Here is a 24,407-nt window from a genome sequence, read left to right as displayed (position 1 = left end):
ATGGCTCTGAACATCACGGGGGATGCCCCCGCCGACGCGCTGCTCACCGACGACCCGTTCGCGCTCCTGGTCGGGATGCTCCTCGACCAGCAGGTACCGATGGAGACCGCGTTCGCGGGGCCCGCGAAGATCCGCGAGCGGATGGGCTCGTTCGACGCCGAGAGCATCGCCGCCGCCGACCCCGAGGCCTTCGCGGCGGTGTTCAAGGAGTCGCCCGCGGTGCACCGGTTCCCCGGCTCGATGGCCGCGCGCGTGCAGGCGCTCGCCGCCGAGGTGCGCGACGAGTGGGGCGGCCGCGCCGACGCGATCTGGACGCGACCCGGGCTCGACGGGCTCGCGCCCGACGGCGCCGAGGTCCTCCGCCGGCTGCAGGAGCTGCCCGGCTTCGGCGAGCAGAAGGCGAAGATCTTCCTCGCCCTCCTCGGCAAGCAGTACGGCGTCGACGCGCCGGGGTGGCGCGAGGCGGCCGGCGACTACGGCGTGCAGGGCTCGTACCGCTCGGTCGCCGACATCGTCGACGCCGACTCGCTCGCGAAGGTGCGCGAGGCGAAGAAGGCCGCGAAGGCGAAGTCGAAGGCCGCGAAGGGCTGAGCGTCCGGCGCGGTCGAGCGTGCACGTACTCCGGAGTTCTGGCGACTCGCTCGCGTCCGGCGTGCGGCCCCGCGACGAGCACGGCCGAAACTCCGGAGAACTGACACAGCGGGGTGCGGGCTCGCGCGCCCGGCGCAGCCCGCGGCACGCGCGTCCGGCGCGGCCGCGAGCGGGCGCCGGCACCCGCGACACGCGCACCCGGTCGAATCGATTCGACACGCGCCCCGCGCGCCCCTACAGTGGTCGCAATGACCACTGTCGTGCACCCCGGCGACTCGCTCACCCGGCGCCAGCGCATCGTCTACGTCCTCGTCCTCGGCGCCCTCACCGCTCTCGGCCCCTTCACGGTCGACCTGTACCTGCCGGCGTTCCCGCAGGTCGAGGCCGACCTCGGCGTGAGCATCGCGCTCGTCCAGCTCACCCTCACCGCGACGATGGTCGGCTTCGGCTTCGGCCAGCTCATCGTCGGCCCGTGGAGCGACCGCGTGGGCCGCCGCCTCCCGCTCATCACGGCCTCGACCGTGCACGTCGTCGCGAGCCTCATGGTGGCCGCCGCGCCCGACGTCACGTGGCTCCTCGCGGCGCGCGTCCTGCAGGGCGCGGGCGCGGCAGCGGGCGGCGTCGTCGCGATGGCGATGGTGCGCGACCTCTTCGGCGGCTACCCCCTGGTGCGGATGCTCTCCCGCCTCGCTCTCGTCACCGGCCTCGCACCGATCCTGGCTCCGCTGATCGGCTCGCAGCTGCTCCTGCTGACCGAGTGGCGCGGCCTGTTCGTCGTGCTGGCCGGATACGGCGTGCTCGTCGTCGCCGCCTCCTGGTTCTTCATCGTGGAGACGCTTCCGCCGGCACGGAGATCCGACCGGGGCCACTCGACGATCGCCGAGCGGTACCGGGCGCTGTTCCGCGACCGCATCTTCATCGGTGTCGCCGTCATCGGCGGGTTCACCTTCACGGGCCTGTTCGCCTACCTGTCGGCGTCGTCGTTCCTCTTCCAGGATGTCTACGGTCTCGACCCGCAGGCCTACGGCGTGGTCTTCGCCGCCAACTCCGTCGGCGTCTTCATCGGTGTCCAGTCGAGCGCGCGGATCGCGAGGCGCATCCCGCCGCAGTGGATCCTCGCCGTCTCCACCGCCGTCCTCCTCGTCAGCGCGATCGCGATCGTCGTCCTCGACCAGGCCGACGCCGGCATGTGGGGCACGATCGTGCCGCTGTTCTTCTTCATCATGGCGTGCGGCTTCGGCTTCCCGATGGTCCAGGTGCTCGCCCTCGCGAACCACGGCAAGGAGGCGGGAACCGCGGCCTCCCTGCTGGGCGCGCTCAACTTCGGCCTCGCCGGCTTGCTCTCGCCGATCGTGGGAGTGTTCGGCATCGGCAGCGCCACGCCGATGGGCGCGGCGATGGCGATCGCGGCCTCGGTCGCGGTGCTCTCGCTGTGGGTCGTCGTGCGACCGCGGACGGTGCCGGCGCTGTCGCGCTGATCGGCGCGTGCGAATCCCCTGAACGGGGCCGGGCATCCGCCCGCCGCCCTCGATAGGGTTCCGACATGCAGCCGACCACGACTCGCCGCGTCGCCTCCCGCTGGCGCTGGATCAGCGGGGTCCTCGCCCTCGCGCTCGCCGCGGCCCTCGGTCTCCTGGTGGTGCTGCGGGAATCTCCGCTCGGGCTCGACGTCGAGTGGATGGACGACATCCTCTCCCGACGCAATCCGGAGCTGGAGGTCCTCGCCCTCCTCATGGACCGCATCGGCGGCGGCATCGTCGCGATCTTCGTCGTGCCGCTCGGGATGGTCGCGCTGCTGCTCCTCGCGCGCCGCCCCTGGGGGGCGCTGTTCTCGATCATCGCCGCGGCACTGAGCGGGGCGACGGTGCAGCTGCTGAAGAACCTCTTCGCTCGCGCCCGCCCGGAGGACATCCTCGTCGTGGCCGACTTCGGCTCGTTCCCGTCGGGTCACGTCGCCAACGCGGCGACGGTCGCGACGACGCTCGTCCTCCTGTTCGGGCTGACGCGGTCGAGGGCGTGGCTGTGGATGCTCGGCGTCGCCTGGATCGTGGCGATGGCGCTGAGCCGCACCTACCTCGGCGCGCACTGGGTGACCGACACGATCGGCGGCGCGCTCGTGGGCATCGCGGTCACGGTCATCGTGTGGGCCCCGTTCGCGTCGCGACTGGAGCGGGAGCCCCGGCCGTCGAAGCACGCGCGGCAGCCGACCGGGGCGGCGCTCACGCCGCTCACACCGGCGGATGGAGCGCGCACCCTCTAGCGCCTTCGTTATCCATCTGGATAATATGGGCTCATGAGAATCCTCCTCGTGGGTGCCGGAGGCGTCGGAGACGCCATCGCCAAGATCGCCGCTCGCCGCTCGTTCTTCGAGACGATCATCGTGAGCGACTACGACGTGAGTCGCGCCGAGCGCACGATCGCCTGGATCGCCGACCGCCACGGCGAGCAGGGCGCCCGCTTCGTGGCGGCGCAGATCGATGCGAGCGACGCATCCGCCGTCGAGCGGGTCGCCCGTGAGCACGGCGCGACGCACGTCATGAACGCCGTCGAGCCGAAGTTCGTGCCGACGATCTTCGCCGGAGCCCTCGCGGCCGGCGCCGACTACCTCGACATGGCGATGAGCCTGTCGCACCCGCACCCCTCGAACCCGTACGCCGAGACCGGCGTGAAGCTCGGCGACGAGCAGTTCGCGGCCACCGCCGACTGGGAGGCCGCGGGCCGCCTCGCGCTCGTCGGCATGGGCGTCGAGCCGGGCCTCAGCGACGTCTTCGCGCGCTACGCCGCCGACCGACTGTTCTCCGAGATCGATGAGCTCGGCACGCGCGACGGCGCGAACCTCGTCGTGCGCGACGAGAACGGCGCGGAGATCTTCGCGCCGAGCTTCTCGATCTGGACGACCATCGAGGAGTGCCTGAACCCTCCCGTGATCTGGGAGAAGGGCCGCGGCTGGTTCACGACGCCGCCGTTCAGCGAGCCCGAGGTCTTCGACTTCCCCGAGGGCATCGGCCCGGTCGAGTGCGTCAACGTCGAGCACGAGGAGGTGCTGCTCATGCCGCGCTGGGTCGACGCGAGGCGCGTGACCTTCAAGTACGGGCTTGGCGACGAGTTCATCGGCATCCTCAAGACCCTGCACCAACTCGGACTCGACAAGACGGAGCCGCTGCGGGTGCGTTCGGCGAACGGCCCGGTCGAGGTCAGCCCGCGCGATGTCGTCGCGGCGGGCCTGCCCGACCCGGCCACGATCGGGCCTCGGATGACCGGCAAGACCTGCGCGGGGCTCTGGGTCACGGGCACCGGAGTGGACGGCTCGCCCCGCGAGGTGTACCTGTACCACGTCTCCGACAACGAGTGGACGATGGCCGAGTACGAGAGCCAGTGCGTCGTGTGGCAGACCGCGCTCAACCCCGTCATCGCGCTCGAACTGCTCGCGACCGGCGCCTGGAGCGGCACGGGCGTGCTCGGCCCGGAGGCGTTCGACACCGAGGCGTTCCTCGAGCTCATGGCGCGCCCCGAGGCCGCCGGCGGCTACGGGCAGTCGTGGGGCCTGGAGGAGCGGGAGCCGGCCGCACGCGTCTGAGAGCGCTCGCGTGACGCCACTCCCGCCCGTGCATCCCGCTCGCCTAGGCTGGCGCGCATGAGCGACAGCGACGACGCGACGGCGACCGGTCCGGAGACGGCGACGGAGGCCGCGGCAGCGGTCGAGGCCGCCCGGAAGGCCCTCGAGGAGGCCCAGGCGGCGCTCGCCGCGGCGACCGCGCAGGCGGAGGCGGAGGCGCGCGCCGCGGCCGAGACGGCGAAAGCGCCCGCCGAGGCGGCGCCGGCCGAGCCGGTCTCGGCCGCCGACGCGGCGGCGCAGGTCGACGCGACCGCGGGCGGTCCGCTCGACGAGGCGCAGGTGGCCGCGATCCGCGACGGCTACGCGATAGAGGGTGCTGCGCTCGAGATGGGGGCGCTCGTGAACGGCGACGCGCGCGCGGACGTGCCCGTGCGCATCCCCCTCGCGATGACGAATCGGCACGGGCTCGTCGCGGGCGCGACGGGCACCGGCAAGACGAAGACCCTGCAGGTGCTCGCCGAGCAGCTGAGCGCCGCCGGGGTCCCGGTGTTCGCGGCCGACATCAAGGGCGACCTGAGCGGCATCTCGGTCGCGGGGGAGGCGAGCGAGAAGCTGCTCGCGCGCACCCGCGGGATCGGCCAGGACTGGCAGGCGACGGCCCACCCGACCGAGTTCTACTGCCTCGGCGGCATCGGGCACGGAGTGCCGGTGCGGGCGACGGTGTCGAGCTTCGGGCCGCTCATGCTGAGCAAGGTGCTCGGGCTCAACAAGACGCAGGAGTCGAGCCTCGGGCTCGTGTTCCACTACGCCGACAGCAACGGGCTCGCGCTCGTCGACCTGGACGATCTGCGGTCGGTGATCCAGTTCCTGACGAGCGAGGAGGGCAAGCCGGAGCTCGCCGAGCTGGGCGGGCTGAGCTCGGCGACGGCGGGGGTGATCCTGCGCGAGCTCATCGCGTTCGCGTCGGACGGGGCCGACGCGTTCTTCGGCGAGCCCGAGTTCGACACGGCGCACTTCCTGCGCACGACGGCCGACGGGCGCGGGGTCGTGAGCCTGCTCGAGGTTCCCGGAGTGGCCGACAAGCCCGCCCTCTTCTCGACGTTCCTGATGTGGATGCTCGCCGACCTGTTCAACGATCTGCCCGAGGTCGGCGATCTCGACAAGCCGAAGCTCGTGTTCTTCTTCGACGAGGCGCACCTGCTGTTCCGGGACGCGTCGAAGGACTTCCTGGCGGCGATCACGCAGACGGTGCGCCTGATCCGCTCGAAGGGCGTCGGCATCTTCTTCGTGACGCAGACGCCGAAGGACGTCCCGGCCGACGTCCTCGCACAGCTGGGCTCGCGCGTGCAGCACCAGCTGCGGGCGCACACGCCGGACGACGCGAAGGCGCTGCGCTCGACGGTCTCGACGTATCCGACGAGCGGGTACGACCTCGGCGAGGTGCTGACGACGCTCGGCATCGGCGAGGCGATCGTGACGGTCATGAACGAGAAGGGGGCGCCGTCGCCCGTGGCGTGGACGCGCCTGCGGGCGCCGCAGGGCTCGATGGATCCGGCGCCGGCGGCGTCGATCGAGGCGACGATCGCGGCGTCGCCGCTCATGGCGCAGTACGGGCAGGTCGTGGATCGCGAGTCGGCCTACGAGCTGCTGACGTCGAGGATGGCCGCCGCCGAGCAGGCGGAGGCCGCGCGGTCGGCCGAGGAGGACCGCGCCGAGGCCGCGGAGCGCGCCGCTCGCGACGCGCAGAAGCAGCAGGATGCGGCGCAGCGCGAGTACGAGAGACGGATGCGCGAGCTCCAGAGGCGCGAGCGCACCACGACGCGCACGCCGACCCGCTCCGGGGGCTCGCGCTCGGGAGGGTCCGGCGGCGGCCTGGGCGGCGGTCTCGGCGACGTCGTCGGCGACGCCCTCGGGTCACGCACGGGTCAGACGATCGTGCGCGAGGTCCTCCGCGGAATCTTCGGGACCCTCAAGCGCCGCTGACCGGCACGCCGGCCAGCAGGAGCATCCCGTATACGATCGCGGCGGCGATCACGAGGACGCCGGTGAAGCCGGCGGCGGTGAGCAGCGGACGGTTCTCGTACCAGTAGGCCGCCTGCGGCCACTGAGCGTGGAACTCCGAGTGCGTGAGAGGCTCGTCGCCGCGGATCACCACCGCGCGCGTGGCCTCCGCCACCTGGTCGATCGCGACGCGCGTCCAGAACTGGCCGCGCATGCGGAACAGGCGCTGACCGTCCGCGTCGAGGGCGAGCAGCTGCGGCACCGCGCGGATCGTCCCCGACGGGTACACCTCGAGCACGTGGACGGCGTCGATGCGATCGAGCGCCACCCGGAAGGGCAGCGACAGGAAGGCGCGCTTCACGAACTCCCCGTCGCCCACCGTGATGGCGGCGCGCGCGAAGTCGAGCACGCCGATCACGCTCAGCAGGACGACGACGCCGACCGCCGCGAAGACGGCGGGGGCGGTGCCGTTCGGCCCCGCGAGCAGCAGCAGCGGGGCTCCCAGGGCGACGAGCACGAGCCCGATCGCGAGCAGCCCGTCGCGCAGCAGGCGGCGCCGCGGACGCACGACGAGGGGGGCGTCGTGGGCTCGGCTCACGATGCTCCCCTTGTCTCCGTCGTGGTGGCGACCGCCGTCAGGGTTGCGCAGGATACGGCGGTCGGAGTGCGGAGGATGGGGGATTCGAACCCCCGAGGGCTTGCACCCAACACGCTTTCCAAGCGTGCGCCATAGGCCACTAGGCGAATCCTCCAGAGGTCGCTCTGCGCGAACGCGTGACGACCAGGAGCGATCCTACCCGTAAACTGGTCACGGCTCCTCGCGTGGCGCCATCCAGGCCAACTCCCCCAGGGCGGAAACGCAGCAAGGGTAACCGGGCTCTGGCGGGTGCGCGAGGGGTCCTTTTCTTTGCCCGGGTTGTCCGCCCGCGCACCTAGGCTGGGCCCGATGGCCAGGAGCATCTACCTCACGTCCGCCGAGGGCAACTCGGGCAAGTCGTCGATCGCGCTCGGCGTGCTCGACACGCTCGCGCACAAGCTCGAGCGCGTGGGGGTGTTCCGGCCCGTGGCGCGCGGCCGCGACGAGGGCGAGCCCGACTACGTGCTCGAGCTGCTGCTCGCCCACGCCCGCGTCGACCTCGACTACGACGAGTGCATCGGTGTCGGCTACGACGACGTGCACGCCGACCCCGAGGCGGCCCTCGCGCGGATCGTCGATCGGTTCCACGCGGTCGAGAAGAAGTGCGACGCCGTCGTCATCATCGGCAGCGACTACACGGATGTCTCCAGCCCCACCGAGCTGAGCTTCAACGCGCGCGTCGCCGCGAACCTCGGCGCCCCCGTGCTGCTCGTCCTGGGCGGCCGCGCGACCGGCCAGTCCGGTGCCCGCGGGCTCAGCGACTCCGACGCGCGCAGCGCCGACGACATGCGCCGCGCCGCCGAGGTGAGCGTCGCCGAGCTCGAGCACGCCCACGCGCAGCTGCTCTCCGTGATCGTCAACCGCGCCGACCCGGACGCGCTCGACGACATCGTGGGCGCCGTGCGGGAGGTCGCCCCGCAGGCGCTCGTCGCCGCCGTGCCGGAGGACCGCTACCTCGTCGCCCCGACCGTCGCCGCCGTCATGGAGGCCTGCGGCGCGCGGTTCGTGCGCGGCGACGCGCAGCTGCTGCGCCGCGAGGTCATGGGCGTCGTCGTCGCCGGCATGAGCATGGAGAACGTCCTGCCGCGCCTGGTGGAGGGCGCCGTCGTGCTGATCCCGGGCGACCGCAGCGAGGTGCTGCTGGCGGTGCTGATGGCGCACGCGAGCGACACCTTCCCGTCGATGGCGGCGATCATCCTCTACGGCGGGTTCGAGACGCCGGATGCCGTGCAGAGCCTCGTCGACGGCCTCGACCCGGCGCTGCCGATCCTCCGGACCGACTCCGGAACCTACGACACGGTGCTGCGGGTGACCGAGACGCGCGGCCGGCTGGCTGCGGACAGCCAGCGCAAGCACGACACCGCGATCGCGCTCTTCGAGGCGCACGTCGACGCGCCCGACCTGCTCGGCCGCCTCGAGGTGAGCCGCAGCGAGGTCGTCACGCCGCTCATGTTCGAGCACGACCTGCTCGAGCGCGCTCGCGGCGACCGCAAGCGCATCGTGCTGCCCGAGGGCGACGACGACCGCATCCTGCGGGCGGCGGGCACGCTGCTGCGCCGGGGCGTGTGCGACCTGAGCATCCTCGGCGATGAGACGAGCATCCGCGCCCGGGCGGCGGAGCTCGGCCTCGACCTGTCGGCCGCGCAGTTCATCAGCCCGCTCGACGAGGCGCTGCGCGATCGGTTCGCGACCGAGTACGCGCGGCTGCGCGCCCACAAGGGCGTGACCTACGAGACCGCGCGCGACGTCGTGACCGACGTCAGCTACTTCGGCACGATGATGGTGCACCTGAACCTCGCCGACGGCATGGTGTCGGGGGCGGCGCACACGACGGCGCACACGATCCGCCCGAGCTTCGAGATCATCAAGACGGACCCGGGGGTCGGGGTCGTGTCGAGCGTGTTCCTCATGTGCCTCGCCGACCGGGTGCTCGTCTACGGCGACTGCGCGGTCATCCCCGACCCGACGAGCGAGCAGCTCGCCGACATCGCGATCAGCTCGGCGGCGACGGCGACGCAGTTCGCGATCGAGCCGCGCGTGGCGATGCTGTCGTACTCGACGGGGGAGTCGGGCTCCGGCGACGACGTCGAGAAGGTGCGCACCGCGACGCACCTGGTGCGCGAGCGCCGCCCCGACCTGCTCGTCGAGGGGCCGATCCAGTACGACGCGGCGGCCGAGCCGAGCGTCGCGCGGACGAAGATGCCCGGCTCCGAGGTCGCCGGCCGCGCGACGGTCTTCATCTTCCCCGACCTCAACACCGGCAACAACACCTACAAGGCCGTGCAGCGCTCGGCCGGCGCCGTCGCGATCGGGCCCGTGCTGCAGGGCCTGCGCAAGCCCGTCAACGACCTCAGCCGCGGAGCCGAGGTGAGCGACATCGTCAACACCGTCGCGATCACGGCCATCCAGGCGCAGCGCACGCCCCCGCCGCCCACGCAGCCGATCTCGACCATCGGGGGCACGGAGTGACGCGGGTCTTCGTCGTCAACTCCGGCTCGAGCTCGATCAAGTACCAGCTCGTCGACGTGCAGAGCGGCGAGGCGGTCATCGGCGGTCTCGTCGAGCGCATCGGCGAGCCCGGCGGCGACGCGGCCGACCACACCGAGGGGATGCGCCTCGTCCTCGACCGGCTCGGTTCCGAGGGCGGGTCCGGTGCCGAGGGCGGGTCCGGCGCCGACGGCGCCCCCGCCTTCGTGGCCGTCGGCCACCGCGTGGTGCACGGCGGCGCGCTCTTCACGGCGCCGACGCTCCTCACCGACGAGGTGGTCGAGCAGATCGAGCGGGTCTCCGCCCTCGCACCGCTGCACAACCCCGCGAATCTGGCGGGCATCCGCGCCGCTCGCGAGGTCATGGGAGACGTGCCGCACGTCGCCGTCTTCGACACCGCGTTCCACCAGTCGATGCCCGCCGCGGCGTACACGTACGCGCTCGACCGCGATGTGGCGCAGGCGCACGGGGTGCGGCGCTACGGATTCCATGGCACGAGCCACGAGTTCGTCGCGCACCGCGCCGCCGAGCTGCTGGGCCGCCCGCTCGAGGAGCTCAGGCTCATCGTGCTGCACCTCGGCAACGGCTCGTCGGCGACGGCGATCCGCGGCGGGCGCTCGATCGACACGTCGATGGGGCTGACGCCGCTCGAGGGGCTCGTGATGGGGTCGCGCTCGGGTGACCTCGACCCGGGAGCACTGCTGCACCTGCTGCGCACGGGCCTGGAGGTCGACGAGCTCGACCGCCTGCTCAACAAGCGCAGCGGGCTGCTCGGGCTCACCGGTCGGTCGGACATGCGCGACGTCGTGCAGGCAGCCGATGACGGCGACGAGGATGCCCGGCTCGCGCTCGACGTGTGGGCGCACCGGATCCGGCACTACTTGGGCGCCTACCTCGCGCAGCTGGGCGGGCTCGACGCGCTCGTGTTCACGGCAGGGATCGGCGAGAACTCGCCCGTGATGCGCGCCCGCGCGCTCGCGGGGCTGTCGCATCTGGGGCTCGAGGTCGACGCCGACCGCAACGCGATGTCGTGGCGCGAGCCGCGCGAGATCTCGCCCGACGGCGCGGCGGTGAGGGTGCTCGTGGTGCCGACGAACGAGGAGCTCGCGATCGCGCGCGCGGCGGCGGCGCTCGCCGGCTGAGGCCCGCCGGGCCCCGGGTGGCCTCGTCGCTACAGCGCCGCGACCGCCTCGGCGATCGGCATCTCGCCGCTGACGACCTCGAACTGCTTCCCGACGCCCGCGCCCGTCGCGAGGAGTGTCGCGATGAGGGCGGCGACGTCGCCGCGGGGGATGCTCCCCTCGACCTCGGCGCCCGTTCGCACCTTCCCGGTGGGGGAGTCGTCGGTGAGCGACCCGGGCCGCACGATCGTCCAGTCGAGCTGGTCGTTGCCGCGCACGGCCGCGTCGGCCTCGCTCTTGGCGCGCAGGTAGATCTGGAAGATGTCGTCGGAGTCGGCGTCGTACGTGTCGGCCCCGCGCGACGAGAGAAGGACGTAGCGACGGATGCCCGCCTGAACCGCAGCGTCGGCGAGCAGTATCGCCCCGTCGCGGTCGACGCTGAGCTTGCGCTCGGGGGTGCTGCCCGGGCCCGAGCCGGCGGCGAACACGACCGCGTCGCAGCCGGTCAGGCCCTCGGCGAGCTCGGAGTCGTCGCAGTGCTCGAGGTCGATGACGAGCGGGGTGGCTCCGGCGGCGACGACGTCGGCCTCCTGGTCGGCGTTGCGGATGAGCGCGACGGGGTCGTGCCCGCCCTGGGCGAGCAGGGTCGAGAGCTGGCGGGCGATCTGGCCGTGTCCTCCGGCGATGGCGATACGCATGCCCTCCACCCGACCACGCCGCCCTGGGTGCCGCCTCCACGGGGCATCCCCCGGGGCATCCCCCGGGGCCGGAGGGTCGGTGGTGGCGACTACGCTGATCGGGTGGCCACCGCCCTCTACCGCCGCTATCGGCCCGAGACCTTCGCCGAGCTGATCGGCCAGTCTCACGTGACCGATCCGCTGCGCGCCGCTCTGCGCAGCGACCGGGTGAACCACGCCTATCTCTTCAGCGGCCCGCGCGGCTGCGGCAAGACCACCTCGGCCCGCATCCTCGCTCGCTGCCTCAACTGCGCCGAGGGCCCGACCGACACTCCGTGCGGCGTCTGCCCGAGCTGCGTCGAGCTGTCGCGCGCCGGTGGCGGCTCGCTCGACGTCGTCGAGATCGACGCCGCGAGCCACGGAGGCGTCGACGACGCCCGCGACCTGCGCGAGCGCGCCGTGTTCGCCCCCGCCCGCGACCGCTACAAGATCTTCATCATCGACGAGGCGCACATGGTCACCTCGGGCGGCTTCAACGCGCTGCTCAAGATCGTCGAGGAGCCGCCGGAGCACATCAAGTTCATCTTCGCGACGACCGAGCCCGAGAAGGTCATCGGCACCATCCGGTCGCGCACGCACCACTACCCCTTCCGGCTGGTGCCGCCCGCGCAGCTGCTGGACTACGTCGCCGAGCTCTCCGCGAGCGAGGGCGTGACGATCGCGCCGGGCGTACTCCCGCTCGTGGTCCGGGCGGGCGGCGGTTCCGTCCGCGACACGCTCTCCCTCCTCGATCAGCTCATCGCCGGCAGCGACGACGACACCGTGACCTACGAGCGCGCCGTCGCCCTGCTCGGCTACACGCACGGCTCGCTCCTCGACGAGGTCGTCTCCGCGATCGCGGCCCGCGACGCCAACGCCGCCTTCCACGCGATCGACCGCGTCATCCAGACCGGACAGGACCCGCGCCGCTTCGTCGACGACCTCCTCGAGCGGCTGCGCGACCTCATCGTCGTGCAGGCCACCGCCGGCGATGCGGGCGACGTGCTGCGGGGCATCCCCGCCGACGATCTCGCCCGGATGCACGAGCACGCCGCGCTCTTCGCGCCCGCCGACCTGTCGAAGGCGGCGGATGTCGTCAATCGCGCCCTCACGGAGATGACGGGGGCCACGTCGCCGCGCCTCCATCTCGAGCTCATGATGGCGCGCGTGCTCGTCACGGCCTCGCCCGGCGGAGCCGCCGCGCCGAGCGCCGCCGCGCCGCGTGCTCGGGTCGCGGTTCCGGCAGCGGGACCCGCCGCGGCAGCGTCCGCGCCGGCAGCGGGACCCGCCGCGTCAGCGTCCGCGCCGACGCCGACGCCGACAGCCTCCCCCGGCCCCGCCGAACTCGCCCCGGCGGAGCCCCCGGCACCCGCGCCGGCGGCGGTCGAGAACCCGGCCCCTGCCGAGGATGCGCCTGCTGCGCCCGCCGGCCCCCTCACGCTCGACGCCGTCCGCGCCGCCTGGCCCGCCGTGCTCGAGCGCATCCAGGCCGAGAGGATGAGCGCCTGGACGGTCGTCTACCTCGCCGAGCCCGTCGAGCTGGAGGACGGCGACGTGCTCACGCTCGCCTTCACCTCCGAGAGCGACGCGAACCGCTTCAAGGAGCGCACGAGCCCGGCCGACAGCATCAGCGAGCACGTCCGCAGCGCGATCCAGCACCACCTCGGCGTGCGCGTGAAGCTCAAGGTGCGCCTCGGCGGCGCCCCGCGCCCGGCCCCGTCCGCCGCATCGGCGCCCGCGCCGAGCGAGAGCGCGCCGCCCGCCGACCCCGACCCGGCGCCCGCTCCGGCCGCGGCCCCCGCTCGGACCCCGGCGCCCGCTCCGACCGCGGCCCCCGTGACCGGCTGGAACGTCGTCCCCATCCCGGGAGCGGCGACTCCCGTGCCGGACGGGTCCGTGGCCGACGACGAGCCCCCCGCGCTCGACGACGCCGACGCGCCGCCGGCCGACGACGAGCCGGCCGACGATCTGCCCTCGCCTCCGCCTCCGCCCATCCACCCGGCCGAGGCTGCGGGCCGACAGCGCTACGGCGAGGCGGTCGTGCGCGAGGTGCTCGGCGCCCGCTTCATCGGCGAAGAAATGATCGCGCCCGCCGTCAGCCTCACCCCGCCCCCGCGAGAGGACGACTAGCCCGTGTACGACGGCATCATCCAAGACCTGATCGACGAGTTCGGGCGGCTTCCCGGAATCGGGCCGAAGTCGGCCCAGCGCATCGCCTTCCACATCCTGCAGACCGAGAGCTTCGACGTCAGCCGTCTCGCGCAGCTGCTCACCGACCTCCGCGAGAAGGTGCGGTTCTGCCAGATCTGCGGCAACGTCGCCGAGCAGGAGACCTGCTCGATCTGCCGCGACCCTCGACGCAGCCCCACCACGATCTGCGTCGTCGAGGAGGCGAAGGACGTCGTCGCGATCGAGCGCACGCGCGAGTTCCGCGGGCTCTACCACGTGCTCGGCGGTGCGATCAGCCCCATCGACGGCATCGGGCCCGACGACCTCCGCATCGCCCAGCTGCTCGGGCGGCTGAGCGACGGCACCGTCACCGAGGTCATCATCGCGACCGACCCGAACCTCGAGGGCGAGGCCACGGCGACCTACCTCACGCGCCTGCTCGTTCAGCCGAACCTCACCGTCTCGCGGCTGGCGAGCGGTCTGCCCGTCGGCGGCGACCTCGAGTACGCCGACGAGGTCACCCTCGGCCGGGCCTTCGAGGGCCGCCGCACCGTCGAGCGCTGAGGCGGCGCGCGACCCGGCTACAATCGACCCAAGGCCCGCCGCCGCCGTCGTGCCGTGCGTCCGGCCGACGAGGGCGGTCACCCCCGCGAAGTCACTGCAGCACCAGTCACCCGCGCCCCACCGGGCGCGGCGAGCGGACGCGCACCCAGCCCCCACAGCCACAGGAGTTCCGCCGTGAGCCTCATCGTGCAGAAGTTCGGCGGATCCTCCGTCTCCGACGCCGAGAGCATCAAGCGCGTCGCCAAGCGGATCGTCGCCACGCGCAAGGCCGGCAACGACGTCGTCGTCGCCGTGAGCGCCATGGGCGACACGACCGACGAGCTGCTCGACCTCGCCCACGAGGTCAGCCCTCTGCCCGACCCGCGCGAGCTCGACATGCTGCTCACGACGGGCGAGCGCATCTCGATGGCGCTCCTCGCGATGGCCATCAAGAGCATGGGCATCGAGGCGCTGTCGTTCACGGGCAGCCAGGCGGGCATGATCACGGATGCCCAGCACGGCGCCGCCCGCATCGTCGACGTCACCCCCGTCCGCGTCCGCGAGGCGCTCGACCAGGGCGCGATCGCGATCGTCGCCGGCTTCCAGGGCTTCAACCGCGACAGCCGCGACATCACGACGCTCGGCCGCGGCGGCTCCGACACGACCGCCGTCGCACTGGCCGCGGCCCTGGACGCCGACGTCTGCGAGATCTACACCGACGTCGACGGGGTCTTCACCGCCGACCCGCGCATCGTCACGAAGGCGCGCAAGATCGACCGCGTGACCGCGGAGGAGATGCTGGAGCTCGCCGCGAGCGGCGCGAAGGTCCTGCACATCCGCGCCGTCGAGTTCGCGCGCCGCCACGGCGTCACCATGCACGTCCGCTCCTCGTTCACGCACGACGAGGGAACGTGGGTCATCAGCCCGATCGAGGGAGAAGAAGTGGAAGAACCGATCATCACCGGCGTCGCGGGCGATCTCAGCGAGGCGAAGATCACGGTCGTCGGCGTTCCCGACACCCCCGGCAAGGCCGCCGACATCTTCACGATCGTCGCCAAGACCGGCGCGAACATCGACATGATCGTGCAGAACGTCTCGGCCGCCTCCACCGGCCGCACCGACATCTCCTTCACCCTCCCGAAGTCCGACGGCGAGAAGGTTCTCACCGCCCTGCGCGGCGAGCAGATCCCGGTCGGCTTCGAGTCGCTGCAGTACGACGACCAGATCGGCAAGCTCTCGGTCGTCGGCGGCGGCATGCGCACCAACGCCGGCGTCAGCGCCCAGCTCTTCACGGCGCTGAAGGACGCGGGCATCAACATCGAGATGATCTCCACCTCCGAGATCCGCATCTCGGTCGTGACGCGGGCCGACATCCTCAACCACGCCGTGCGGGTCGTGCACACCGCCTTCGGGCTCGACGGCGACACCGACGCGACCGTCTACGCGGGAACGGGGCGATAGCGATGAGCACCACGGGCATCCGCATCGGCGTCGTCGGCGCCACCGGCCAGGTCGGCGCCGTCGTGCGCCGGCTCCTCCTCGAGCGCGAGTTCCCCGTCGAGGAGATCCGCTTCTTCGCGAGCGCCCGCAGCGCCGGCACCGTCATCCCCTTCGGCGATCGGGATGTCGTGGTCGAGGACGCCGCGACGGCCGACCCCACGGGCCTGGACATCGCGATCTTCTCCGCCGGCGCCACGACGAGCAAGGCGCAGGCGCCCCGCTTCGCGGCCGCCGGAGTCACGGTCATCGACAACTCCTCCGGCTGGCGCATGGACCCGCAGGTGCCGCTCGTGGTGAGCGAGGTCAACCCGCACGCGATCGACGAGGCCGAGCTCGGTATCATCGCGAACCCCAACTGCACGACGATGGCCGCGATGCCCGTTCTCAAGGTGCTCGATGCCGAGGCGGGCCTGCGGCGACTCATCGTCAGCACCTACCAGGCCGTCTCGGGCGCGGGGCTGGCCGGCGGCGAGGAGCTCCTCGAGCAGGCGACCGCGGTCGTCGGCCAGGACGCGATGCAGCTCGTGCACGACGGCGGCGCCGTCCAGTACCCGGCCGCGGAGAAGTTCCCCAAGAGCATCGCCTTCAACGTCATCCCGCAGGCCGGCAGCTTCGTCGACGACGGCCTCGGCGAGACGGACGAGGAGAAGAAGCTGCGCAACGAGAGCCGCAAGATCCTCGAGCTGCCCGACCTGCTCGTGAGCGGCCTCTGCGTGCGCGTGCCCGTCTTCACCGGCCACTCCCTCGCGATCAACGCCGAGTTCGAGCGCCCGATCACCCCCGAGCGCGCGCGCGAGCTGCTCGCCGACGCGCCGGGCGTCCAGCTCATGGACGTCCCGACCCCGCTCGATGCGGCCGGCGCCGACCCGAGCCTGGTGGGGCGCATCCGCACCGATGAGGGCGTGCCCGGCGGTCGCGGGCTCGCGCTGTTCATCAGCAACGACAACCTGCGCAAGGGCGCGGCGCTCAACGCCGTGCAGCTCGCCGAGCTCGTCGCCGCGAGGAAGACCGCAGCCTAGACCGGTACCGTCGAGGGATGCCCACGACCCCTGCAGCCGGCGCGCGACGCGCACTGCTCGCGGCCCTCGCCGCGATCGCGACCTCCGCCCTCGTCGGGTGCGCCGCCGGACCGTCCGGCGCGCCCGCATCCCCCGACAGCGACGGCGACGGCCCGCTCGTCGCCTTCTACGGCGACTCGTACACGCTCGGCACCGGGGCCTCCGACCCGTCGAAGCGCTGGTCGTCGATCATCGCCGTCGACCGCGGCTGGCGCGAGTTCAACCCGAGCGTCAACGGTCTCGGCTACGTGCGCAACCGCCCGTTCGTCGGCGACGGCGACCTGCCCTCGATGATCATCGAGCAGAGGCCCGACATCGTCGTCGTCACGATGGGGCTCAACGACAACTTCGACTACGACCGGGTGGGCGAGGGGATCCGCGAGGCGATGATCGCCGACCTCGACCGCCTCGTCGCCGGGCTGCCCGAGGCGCGGTTCATCGTCGTCGAGCCGTTCTGGTACACCGACGTCCGGCCTGAGTCGGTCGAGATCATCAGCGGCTGGCAGCGCGAGCAGGCCGAGCGCATCGGCGCCGACTACATCGCCGGCGCCTCGCGCTGGATCGAGGGCCGACCCGACTGGATGGCCGCCGACGGTCTGCACCCGAACGACGAGGGCTACGCGGCGATGGCCGAGCGGATGGACGCCGAGCTGACGAAGCTGGGCCTGTGATCGTCGGCAGCTACGCCGCGATCGGCGACAGCTTCAGCGAGGGCATGGGCGACGAGCTGCCCGACGGCACCCCGCGCGGTTGGGCCGATCTCGTCGCGCTCGGGCTCGCCGCGGCGCACGCGGCCGCGCAGGCGGACGGAGCGACCGGCGGGGCTGCGGCGACGCCGTTCGGCTACGCCAACCTCGCCATCCGCGGCCGGCTGCTCGGGCCCATCCTCTCCGAGCAGCTGCCGCCCGCGATCGCCCTCCGCCCCGCGCTGCTCACGATCAACGGCGGCGGCAACGACATCATGCGACCGCGGGTGTCGGTGGCATCGACGGCCGACCGCCTCGTGGCCGCGGCCGGCGAGGCGACGGCCGCGGACATCCGCGTCGCGATCGTCAGCGGGGCCGACCCGACCCGGCACCTCCCGCTCGGCCCGCTCATCAGGGCGCGCGGCGACGAGCTCGCCGAAGCGGTGCGCGACCGGCTCGCCGGAACCGGCATCGCCTACATCGACAACTGGGGGGATTCCGTGCTCACCGACCTGAGGTTCTGGTCGGTCGATCGCCTCCACCTCAACGCCCTCGGCCACGCCCGCGTCGCCGGCACCGTGCTCGCGGGGCTCGGGGTCGAGGTTCCGGCGGCCGCGCACGCCCCGTCCGAGGCCGGTGCGCCCGACATCGCGCGCCCCCGCACGGCTGAGTACTGGCGGCAGTACGTGCTGCCGTGGATCGGCCGGCGCCTCACCGGCCGCTCGTCGGGCGACGGGCGCACGCCGAAGCGGCCCACGCTGCTGCCGGTCGAGCTGCCGGCCTCGATCTAGCGGCAGGCGCGGCGAGCGCGAGCGCGGCGAACGTCAGCGCGACGAGCGTCATCGCGGCGCGAGGGTCGCCGCGATGACGAGCAGCGCCGGCACTGCGCCGACCGTCGACAGCAGGACGGCGTCGCGCGCGACGGCGACGTGCCGGTCGAAGCGGTGCGCCCAGCTGAAGACGTGCTGGGCGCTCGGCAGGGCCGCGAAGACGACGACCGTGAAGAGCGGCATCCCCGACAGGCCGAACACGAGCCAGCCGACGAGCCACGCGATCGTCGGCATCACGACGACCTTGAGCGCGGTCGCGAGCAGCGCGTCGCGGCGGCCCGTGCCAGGGGCGAGCACGCGCACACCGTGTAGCGACATGCCGAACAGCAGCAGGATGATCGGCACCGCGGCGCCGCCCACGAGGTGCACGGGCTCGAGCACGACCTCGGGCAGGCGCCAGCCCATGACCGCGATCAGGACGCCGAGGAGCGAGGCGACGATGATCGGGTTGCGCACCGGCTGCAGCAGGACGCGCCCGATCGAGGCGCGCCCGCTCGTGCTCACGTCGAGCACCGCGAGCGCGATGGGGGCGAACACGGTCAGGTTCAGCAGGATCACGGGCGCCGCGAGCGCCGCGTCGCCGAGCACGAAGATCGCGATCGGCAGACCGATGTTGTTGGCGTTCACGTAGCCGGAGGCGAGGGCGGCGATCGTCGTCTCGGGCACGCCGCGCCGCCAGACGAACCGCGCGATCACCGTCGCGATGAGGAAGCACGAGACCGCGGCGATCGCCGAGATCGGGATGAGCGAGGAGAAGAGCCGGCTCACGTCGGCCTCCGACAGCACGGTGAGCAGCAGCAGGGGCGTGAGGACGAAGAACGCCAGGCGCGAGAGCACGCGGTCGGCGCCGGGGCCCAGCAGGTCGACGCGGGCGATGACCCAGCCGAGGCCGATGATCGCGGCGATGACGGCGAAGCCGGTGAGCACGCCGATCATGCGCGGGTCAGTTCGCGGAGGGATGCGCGACGACGGGCGTCGTCACGGAGCCGATGCGCTCGATGTCGATCGTCACGGTGTCGCCGGGGCCGAGCAGCACCGGGGGAGTCCGCACGTAGCCGACGCCGTCGGGCGTGCCCGTGACGATGAGGTCGCCCGGGTTGAGCGTCATGGTGCGGCTCACGAGCGCGAGCACCTCGCCGACCTCGAAGATCATGTCTCGAGTATTGCCGTCCTGCATCGTCTCGCCGTTCACGATCGTGCGGACGCGCAGGCCGTCGCGCAGGTCGCCGACCTCGTCGGAGGTGACGAGGTCGCCCATGGGGCCGGAGGCGTCGGCGTTCTTCCCGAGCGTCCACTGGGCGGTGAGCCTCTGAGCGCGGCGCGCCGAGAGGTCGTTGAACGGGGCGTAGCCGAGGATGCCCGCGCGCGCGGTGTCCGCGTCGACGAGGTGCATCGGCACGGCGATGACGGCGGCGATCTCGCCCTCCCAGTCCAGCCCCGCCTCGTCCACGGGCACCGGCACGGGCGTGCCCTCGGGCACGAGCGAGGCCGTCCACCGGCCGAAGATGACGGGCTTCGTCGGCGGCTCGAAGCTGCCCTCGGCGGCGTGCGCCACGTAGTTGAGGCCCAGGCACAGCACGCGCGCCCCGTCGGGGACGGGGTGGGCGAGGCGCGCCCCGTCGGCGGGGATGCTCCGCTGGCGATCCAGCGACCGCGCGAGCGCCGCCCGCGGATCCTTCCAGAACTCGGCGACGCCCGCGACGGGCACGAGCTGCGCGCCCTCCCTGACGGCGACGATGCGCTCGCCCTCCGAGGTGATGACTCCGACGATCCGCATGCTCGCTCCTCACCGATGCTGGTGCGGAAAACATAGCAAGGGTTAACAGGTTTATCTAGCGCGGGCGAGGCGCCGCTGATACCGTGACCGCCATGGTCACCGAAGCCCCGGCGACGCGAGCGCAGTCGCTCGCGACGACGATCGAGCGCCACATCGTCGACGCGCGGCTCGCCCCCGGCGATCCCGTCGGCACGATCGACGAGTGGCGGGCGCGATCCGGGTTCGCCCGCGCGACCGTGAGCGAGGCGCTGCGCCTGCTCGTCGACCGCGGGCAGATCGAGATCCGCCCCGGCCGCGGCGGCGGGGTCTTCGTCGCCCGCACCGGCCCCGTGGTGCGCCTGCGCCACACCCTGCTGAGCGTGCACGGCGAGGCGACGACGCTCGCCGACGCGATCGCCATCCGCGAGAGCCTGGAGCCGCTGCTGATCCTCGACGCGACGCGCGCCCGCACCGCCGCCCACGTGCGCGCCCTGCGCACGGGCGTCGCCGCGATCGAGGCGGCGATCGACGACCACGACGCGTTCATCCGCGCGATCTGGCACCTGCACGAGCTCATCGCGGCGATCACGCCCAACGCGATGCTGCGCGCGATGTACCTCGCGATGCTCCAGCTCATCGACGAGCACGCCGAGCGTGCGACGGCGACCGACAGCGGCGACGACTCGAGCGCCTACCGCGAGCACCGGCTCGCGGTGCATCGAGAGCTCGTCGACGCGATCGAATCGCGCGACCTCGAGCGGGCATCCCGCGCCATCGAGGCCCACCGCGCGGAGGCCGCGGCCGGCGCGGACGACGGCGCACGCTCATGACGGGCCCGCTCGGCGGCCTCCTCGTCGTCGATCTGAGCCGCGCGCTCGCCGGCCCGCACGCCGCCATGATGCTCGGCGACCTCGGCGCGCGCGTCATCAAGGTCGAGTCGCCGGGCACGGGCGACGATACCCGCGCCTGGGGTCCGCCCTTCGTCGGGCCGGAGGACGCGCGCGAGTCGACCTACTTCCTCTCGTGCAACCGCAACAAGGAGTCGATCGCTCTCGACCTCAAGAGCGCGGAGGGTGCGGATGCCCTGCGCGCGCTCATCGCCCGCGCCGACGTGCTCGTCGAGAACTTCCGCCCCGGCGTCATGGCCCGCCTGGGTCTCGGCGACGACGAGCTCAGCGCGCTCAACGCGCGGCTCGTCGTGCTCTCGATCACGGGCTTCGGCCACGACGGCCCCGAGGGCGGACGCGCCGGCTACGACCAGATCGCCCAGGGCGAGGCGGGCCTCATGTCGCTCACCGGCCCGAGCCCCGACGACCCGCAGCGCGTGGGCGTGCCGATCGGCGACCTGCTCGCCGGCATGTACGGGGCGTACGGCGTCCTCGCCGCACTGCGCGAGCGCGACGAGACCGGCCGCGGCCAGGTCGTGCGCACGAGCCTGCTCGCCGCGATCGTCGGAGTCCACGCCTTCCAGGGCACGCGCTACACCGTCGCGGGCGAGGTCGGCCGCGCGCAGGGCAACCACCATCCGTCGATCGCGCCCTACGGGCTCTTCCGCACGGCCGACGGGCCCGTCCAGATCGCCGTCGGCAGCGAGCCGCTGTGGCAGGCGCTGTGCCGGGCGATCGACCTCGACCCCGCGACGCCGGGGCTCGCCACGAACCCCGAGCGCGTCGCCAACCGGGCCGCGCTCATCGCGACGATCGAGGCCGCCTTCGCCGAGCGGTCGAGCGCCGAGGTGCTCGCGCAGCTCGAGGCCGCCGGCATCCCCGCCGGAGTCGTGCGCACGCTCGACGAGGTCTACGCCTGGCCGCAGACGCGCGCGCAGGGCCTCGTCGTCGAGGTCGACCACCCGACGCTCGGGCCGATCGAGCTGCCCGGCCCGCCGCTACGGTTCTTCGACCTCGAGGGGGAGGAGCGCACGCGGCGCGCCCACGTCGCGCCGCCCACGCTCGGGCAGCACGACGACGCCGTGCGGGAATGGCTGGCGACGACGTGAGCGGCGCCTCCCCGCGGGCGATCGACGTCCACGCCCACTTCTACCCGCCCGAGTACGTCGCCGTCGTGCGCGAGGTCGCCGCGCAGGAGGGCCGCGCCGGCGACATCGCGCGCGCCTTCCTCGCGCACCGCATCATCACGGCGGTGCCGACCTTCCTCGGCGCGCTCGACGAGCGCCTCCGCCTCCTGGACGACGCCGGCATCGAGAAGCAGCTGCTGAGCTTCGCCTCGCTCACCGTGTGGCACCCCGACCCCGGCATGCGGGCGCGTCTCGTCACGGCCTTCAACGACGGATGCTCGGCCGTGGTCGAGCGGGCTCCCGACCGCTTCGGTCTGCTCGCCTCGCTGCCTCTTCCGCACATCGCCGAGTCGGCGACGGAGGCGAGGCGAGCCCGGGGTCTTCCGGGGTTCTCGGGGTACAGCATCCCGACCCACATCGACACCGCGCCCATCGACGACGCGCGATTCGAGAGCGTCTACGCCGCGATGGCCGAGGGTGGCGCCGACGGCGCGTCGACGCTCGTGCTCGCGCACCCCGACGGCTTCTGCGCGCCCGGCGCGCTCGCCGACCACGGCATGGAGTGGGCGATCGGCGCCCCCTTCGAGGACACGATCGCGGCCGTGCGCCTCATCGCCTCGGGCCTCGCCGAGCGGCACCCCGGGCTGCAGTGGGTGATCCCGCATCTCGGCGGCACGCTGCCCTTCCTGCTGCACCGGCTGCGCTGGCGCTGGCGCCTCGAGGCCGAGCACCTCGGCACCCCCGACCACTCCGGCGGCGCGCTCGAGCGGCTGCTGTTCGACTCGGCGAACTGCTCGCCCGAGACCCTGCGCCTCGCGCGCGAGGTACTGCCCGAGGGTTCGATCGTGTTCGGCAGCGACTTCCCGTTCGTCGACCCGACCGATCTCGCGCGGCCCGTGGCGCTCGTCGCCGATCATGCGGCGGATGCCCGGGGCATCCTGCACGACCGGCTCGCCTCGCGGCTCGCCCCGGCCCCGCCGTCCGCCCCGACGTCTGCCGCGTCCCCGCCCGCGACCCAGAAGGAGCCCGCATGAGCGCTCTCGTCGTCAACATCATGTTCGAGCAGTGGGATCCGGGCGTCGCCCCGGGCCTGGGACCCATGGGCAACCCGCTGCCCGGCGGCGCGGTCGACCACCAGGCGATCTCGTGGGCCGACTACGGCTGGCGGACGGGCGTCTGGTCGGCGCTCGAGCTGCTCGCGCGCGAGGGCGTCCTGGCGACCTTCTATGCGAGCGGCATCCTGACCGAGACGGCGCCGGATGCACTGCGCGCGATCACGCGCGCGGGCCACGAGCTCGCCGGGCACAACTGGGCGCAGAACCGCATCCCCGCGCTCATCGACCCCGCGGCGGAGGCCGAGGAGATCGCGCGCTGCACGACGGCGATCGAGCAGATCGCGGGCGCGCGCCCGGTCGGCTGGATCAGCCCGCGCTGCACACCGAGCGCCGCGACCTCGCGCCTGCTCGCCGCAGCCGGCTACACGTGGCACGGCGACGTGTTCGACGCCGAGACGCCGTACTGGCGCCTCACCGAGTCGGGCCCGATCGTCGCGCTGCCCTTCGGCATGGAGATCAACGATCTGCCCATGACCGTCCGCTACGGCCAGCCGACCCGTGCGCTCGTCGACGCCTACGCCTTCGCGGCCGAGGCGCTCGACGCCTCCGGCGGCCGGGGCCACGTCGACGTCACGCTCCACGCCCATGTCGGGTGCCGCCCCGCGGGGCTGCTCGCGCTCGCGCGCATCATCGGGCACGCCCGCGGCCTCGGCCACGAGATCGTGACGCGCGCTGACCTCGCCGATCGGTTCGCCCGCGCGGACGAGGTCGAGCGCGCGGGGTGATCCGTCTCGGTGCGGCGGCTCAGCCCAGGAGGCCGAGCCGCTCGCTCATGAGTCGCGCGGCCTCGCGCACTGCGGCGCCGACCTCGGCGATGTCGAGGCGGCGCATGCGGTCCATGGGGCTCGAGAGCGTGATCGCGCCGGCGCAGCGGCCGGAGGCGTCGAAGAAGGGGGCGGCGACACCGCCGCCGTTCGGCACCCAGCGGCCCGGGCTGTACGAGTAGCCGACCTCGAGATCGTGCTCGACCTGCGCTCGCAGCTCCTCCGGGTCGGTGAGGCTGTTCTCGGTGTGCGCGACGAGCGGGCGGCGCATGATCGCCTCGCGCTCCTCCGGCGTCATCCCGGTGAGGATCGCCATGCCCGAAGCACCGCTCACGAGCGGGAACGCCTTGCCGAGCTCGATGACGTAGCGGATGGTGTTGTCGCAGTCGACCTTCGCGCGGTAGACGAGAGTGTCGTCGACGCGCGCGACGGCGTAGCAGGTCTCGTTGAAGCGGGCGACGAGCTTCTTCAGCAGCGGCTCGGCGGCCTTGGCGAGGGAGTCGCGCTCGGCGAGGGCGGCGACGATCGAGAACAGTCGGGGGCCGGCGGCGTACATGCCGCGCTCGCGCTCCTGCTGCGCGTAGCCGAGCTCCTCGAATCGGGTGAGGATCCGGCTGACCGCGCTGCGGTCGATGCCGGTCTGGCGGGCGGCCTCGCGCACCCCGATCCCGTCGGCGTGGGTGGCGATGAGCTCGAGGAGCGTGACGGCCCGGTCGAGCATCCCGGATTTCTGCGATGCGGTGGCGCCGGACTCCATGGGGGCCATCGTAACGGCGCGCCGCCCCGGCGCGACTTGACATGACCCCCGAGTCGCGCGAACATAACAAGACATCGTCTTGACATACAAGACAAGTAGGCCAGCT

The 24,407-nt window shown here is 72.9% G+C and carries 22 protein-coding genes, 1 tRNA gene and 1 other RNA gene; 18 read left to right on the top strand and 6 right to left on the bottom strand.

The features are described from left to right. The 5 genes from ASC54_RS01250 to ASC54_RS01230 all read left to right on the top strand — a co-directional run bounded on the left by ASC54_RS01250 (nt 1) and on the right by ASC54_RS01230 (nt 6,130). Nucleotides 1–591, top strand: a complete 591-nt coding sequence (locus tag ASC54_RS01250; RefSeq protein WP_055896172.1) for an HhH-GPD-type base excision DNA repair protein — start codon at nt 1–3, stop codon at nt 589–591. Nucleotides 592–839: 248 nt separating this feature from the next. Beyond that, nucleotides 840–2,069 carry a multidrug effflux MFS transporter gene (locus ASC54_RS01245; RefSeq protein ID WP_055896169.1) on the top strand — a complete coding sequence of 410 codons (1,230 nt, stop codon included), beginning with the start codon at nt 840–842 and terminating at the stop codon, nt 2,067–2,069. Nucleotides 2,070–2,134: 65 nt separating this feature from the next. Next, complete coding sequence (locus tag ASC54_RS01240; RefSeq protein ID WP_082514774.1) at nt 2,135–2,851, top strand: phosphatase PAP2 family protein; 717 nt, start codon at nt 2,135–2,137, stop codon at nt 2,849–2,851. Nucleotides 2,852–2,884: 33 nt separating this feature from the next. Next, a complete protein-coding gene (locus tag ASC54_RS01235; RefSeq protein WP_055896166.1) occupies nt 2,885–4,168 on the top strand; it encodes a saccharopine dehydrogenase family protein in 1,284 nt (427 codons plus the stop codon). Between the two features lie 57 nt (nt 4,169–4,225). Continuing rightward, nucleotides 4,226–6,130, top strand: a complete 1,905-nt coding sequence (locus ASC54_RS01230) for a helicase HerA-like domain-containing protein (protein WP_055896163.1) — start codon at nt 4,226–4,228, stop codon at nt 6,128–6,130. Here ASC54_RS01230 and ASC54_RS12525 read toward each other — a convergent pair. Together ASC54_RS12525 and ASC54_RS01225 are read right to left on the bottom strand one after the other, a co-directional pair. Then, nucleotides 6,117–6,746 (bottom strand): hypothetical protein, encoded by a 630-nt coding sequence (locus ASC54_RS12525; protein WP_082514773.1) that lies wholly within the window; start codon nt 6,744–6,746, stop codon nt 6,117–6,119. The genes ASC54_RS01230 and ASC54_RS12525 overlap by 14 nt on opposite strands. A 69-nt stretch (nt 6,747–6,815) precedes the next feature. Beyond that, a tRNA-Ser gene (locus ASC54_RS01225) sits at nt 6,816–6,900 on the bottom strand. 57 nt (nt 6,901–6,957) lie between these two features. Here ASC54_RS01225 and ffs point away from each other — a divergent pair. The 3 genes from ffs to ASC54_RS01215 all read left to right on the top strand — a co-directional run bounded on the left by ffs (nt 6,958) and on the right by ASC54_RS01215 (nt 10,414). After that, an RNA gene (ffs, locus tag ASC54_RS12520) (signal recognition particle sRNA small type) lies at nt 6,958–7,054 on the top strand. A 40-nt stretch (nt 7,055–7,094) separates the two neighbouring features. After that, nucleotides 7,095–9,254, top strand: a complete 2,160-nt coding sequence (gene pta, locus ASC54_RS01220) for a phosphate acetyltransferase (RefSeq protein WP_055896161.1) — start codon at nt 7,095–7,097, stop codon at nt 9,252–9,254. Next, a complete protein-coding gene (locus ASC54_RS01215; RefSeq protein ID WP_055896157.1) occupies nt 9,251–10,414 on the top strand; it encodes an acetate/propionate family kinase in 1,164 nt (387 codons plus the stop codon). Before pta ends, ASC54_RS01215 begins: the two co-directional genes overlap by 4 nt. Nucleotides 10,415–10,443: 29 nt before the next feature. On the opposite strand, the gene ASC54_RS01210 is transcribed toward ASC54_RS01215, so the two are convergent. Next, nucleotides 10,444–11,091: an SDR family oxidoreductase gene (locus ASC54_RS01210; RefSeq protein WP_055896156.1), complete on the bottom strand. Its 648-nt coding sequence runs from the start codon at nt 11,089–11,091 to the stop codon at nt 10,444–10,446. Nucleotides 11,092–11,193: 102 nt separating this feature from the next. On the opposite strand from ASC54_RS01210, the gene ASC54_RS01205 reads away from it, so the two are divergent. The 6 genes from ASC54_RS01205 to ASC54_RS01180 all read left to right on the top strand — a co-directional run bounded on the left by ASC54_RS01205 (nt 11,194) and on the right by ASC54_RS01180 (nt 17,856). Beyond that, on the top strand, nt 11,194–13,239 hold the full coding sequence (locus tag ASC54_RS01205) for a DNA polymerase III subunit gamma and tau (protein ID WP_055896153.1): 2,046 nt from the start codon (nt 11,194–11,196) through the stop codon (nt 13,237–13,239). Nucleotides 13,240–13,242: 3 nt separating this feature from the next. Further along, complete coding sequence (recR, locus tag ASC54_RS01200) at nt 13,243–13,842, top strand: recombination mediator RecR (protein ID WP_055858284.1); 600 nt, start codon at nt 13,243–13,245, stop codon at nt 13,840–13,842. Nucleotides 13,843–14,016: 174 nt separating this feature from the next. Next, the gene (locus ASC54_RS01195; RefSeq protein ID WP_055858286.1) at nt 14,017–15,282 is read left to right on the top strand and encodes an aspartate kinase; all 1,266 of its coding nucleotides are present in this window, start codon (nt 14,017–14,019) and stop codon (nt 15,280–15,282) included. Between the two features lie 2 nt (nt 15,283–15,284). Next, a complete protein-coding gene (locus ASC54_RS01190; protein WP_055858289.1) occupies nt 15,285–16,340 on the top strand; it encodes an aspartate-semialdehyde dehydrogenase in 1,056 nt (351 codons plus the stop codon). Between the two features lie 17 nt (nt 16,341–16,357). Further along, entirely contained in the window at nt 16,358–17,050 is a 693-nt protein-coding gene (locus tag ASC54_RS01185; protein ID WP_055858292.1) for an SGNH/GDSL hydrolase family protein, read from the top strand. Beyond that, nucleotides 17,047–17,856, top strand: a complete 810-nt coding sequence (locus ASC54_RS01180) for an SGNH/GDSL hydrolase family protein (protein WP_255357360.1) — start codon at nt 17,047–17,049, stop codon at nt 17,854–17,856. The genes ASC54_RS01185 and ASC54_RS01180 overlap by 4 nt, the downstream gene beginning before the upstream one ends. 48 nt (nt 17,857–17,904) lie before the next feature. On the opposite strand, the gene ASC54_RS01175 is transcribed toward ASC54_RS01180, so the two are convergent. Both ASC54_RS01175 and ASC54_RS01170 read right to left on the bottom strand, forming a co-directional pair. Then, nucleotides 17,905–18,831: an AEC family transporter gene (locus ASC54_RS01175; protein WP_055896151.1), complete on the bottom strand. Its 927-nt coding sequence runs from the start codon at nt 18,829–18,831 to the stop codon at nt 17,905–17,907. 7 nt (nt 18,832–18,838) lie between these two features. Further along, complete coding sequence (locus ASC54_RS01170) at nt 18,839–19,672, bottom strand: fumarylacetoacetate hydrolase family protein (protein ID WP_055858298.1); 834 nt, start codon at nt 19,670–19,672, stop codon at nt 18,839–18,841. Nucleotides 19,673–19,764: 92 nt separating this feature from the next. Here ASC54_RS01170 and ASC54_RS01165 point away from each other — a divergent pair, with 92 nt between their 5' ends. From ASC54_RS01165 to ASC54_RS01150, 4 genes are read left to right on the top strand one after another with little or no spacing between them, the layout of a single operon-like run. After that, complete coding sequence (locus ASC54_RS01165) at nt 19,765–20,481, top strand: FadR/GntR family transcriptional regulator (RefSeq protein WP_055858301.1); 717 nt, start codon at nt 19,765–19,767, stop codon at nt 20,479–20,481. Continuing rightward, nucleotides 20,478–21,647, top strand: a complete 1,170-nt coding sequence (locus ASC54_RS01160; RefSeq protein ID WP_055896149.1) for a CaiB/BaiF CoA-transferase family protein — start codon at nt 20,478–20,480, stop codon at nt 21,645–21,647. The genes ASC54_RS01165 and ASC54_RS01160 overlap by 4 nt, the downstream gene beginning before the upstream one ends. Further along, nucleotides 21,629–22,699 (top strand): amidohydrolase family protein, encoded by a 1,071-nt coding sequence (locus ASC54_RS01155; RefSeq protein WP_055896147.1) that lies wholly within the window; start codon nt 21,629–21,631, stop codon nt 22,697–22,699. The genes ASC54_RS01160 and ASC54_RS01155 overlap by 19 nt, the downstream gene beginning before the upstream one ends. Next, nucleotides 22,696–23,505, top strand: coding sequence for a polysaccharide deacetylase family protein (locus ASC54_RS01150; RefSeq protein WP_055896146.1), 810 nt, complete (start codon nt 22,696–22,698; stop codon nt 23,503–23,505). Before ASC54_RS01155 ends, ASC54_RS01150 begins: the two co-directional genes overlap by 4 nt. Nucleotides 23,506–23,524: 19 nt before the next feature. Here ASC54_RS01150 and ASC54_RS01145 read toward each other — a convergent pair whose 3' ends face one another. Next, nucleotides 23,525–24,301 carry an IclR family transcriptional regulator gene (locus ASC54_RS01145; protein ID WP_055858313.1) on the bottom strand — a complete coding sequence of 259 codons (777 nt, stop codon included), beginning with the start codon at nt 24,299–24,301 and terminating at the stop codon, nt 23,525–23,527. Nucleotides 24,302–24,407 lie beyond the last annotated feature (106 nt).

This window comes from Yonghaparkia sp. Root332, assembly GCF_001425665.1.
In the GTDB taxonomy this organism is placed as follows: Bacteria; Actinomycetota; Actinomycetes; order Actinomycetales; family Microbacteriaceae; genus Microcella.
Note: the sequence above shows the minus strand (reverse complement) of the source record. Positions and strands in the feature narration are given on the sequence as shown.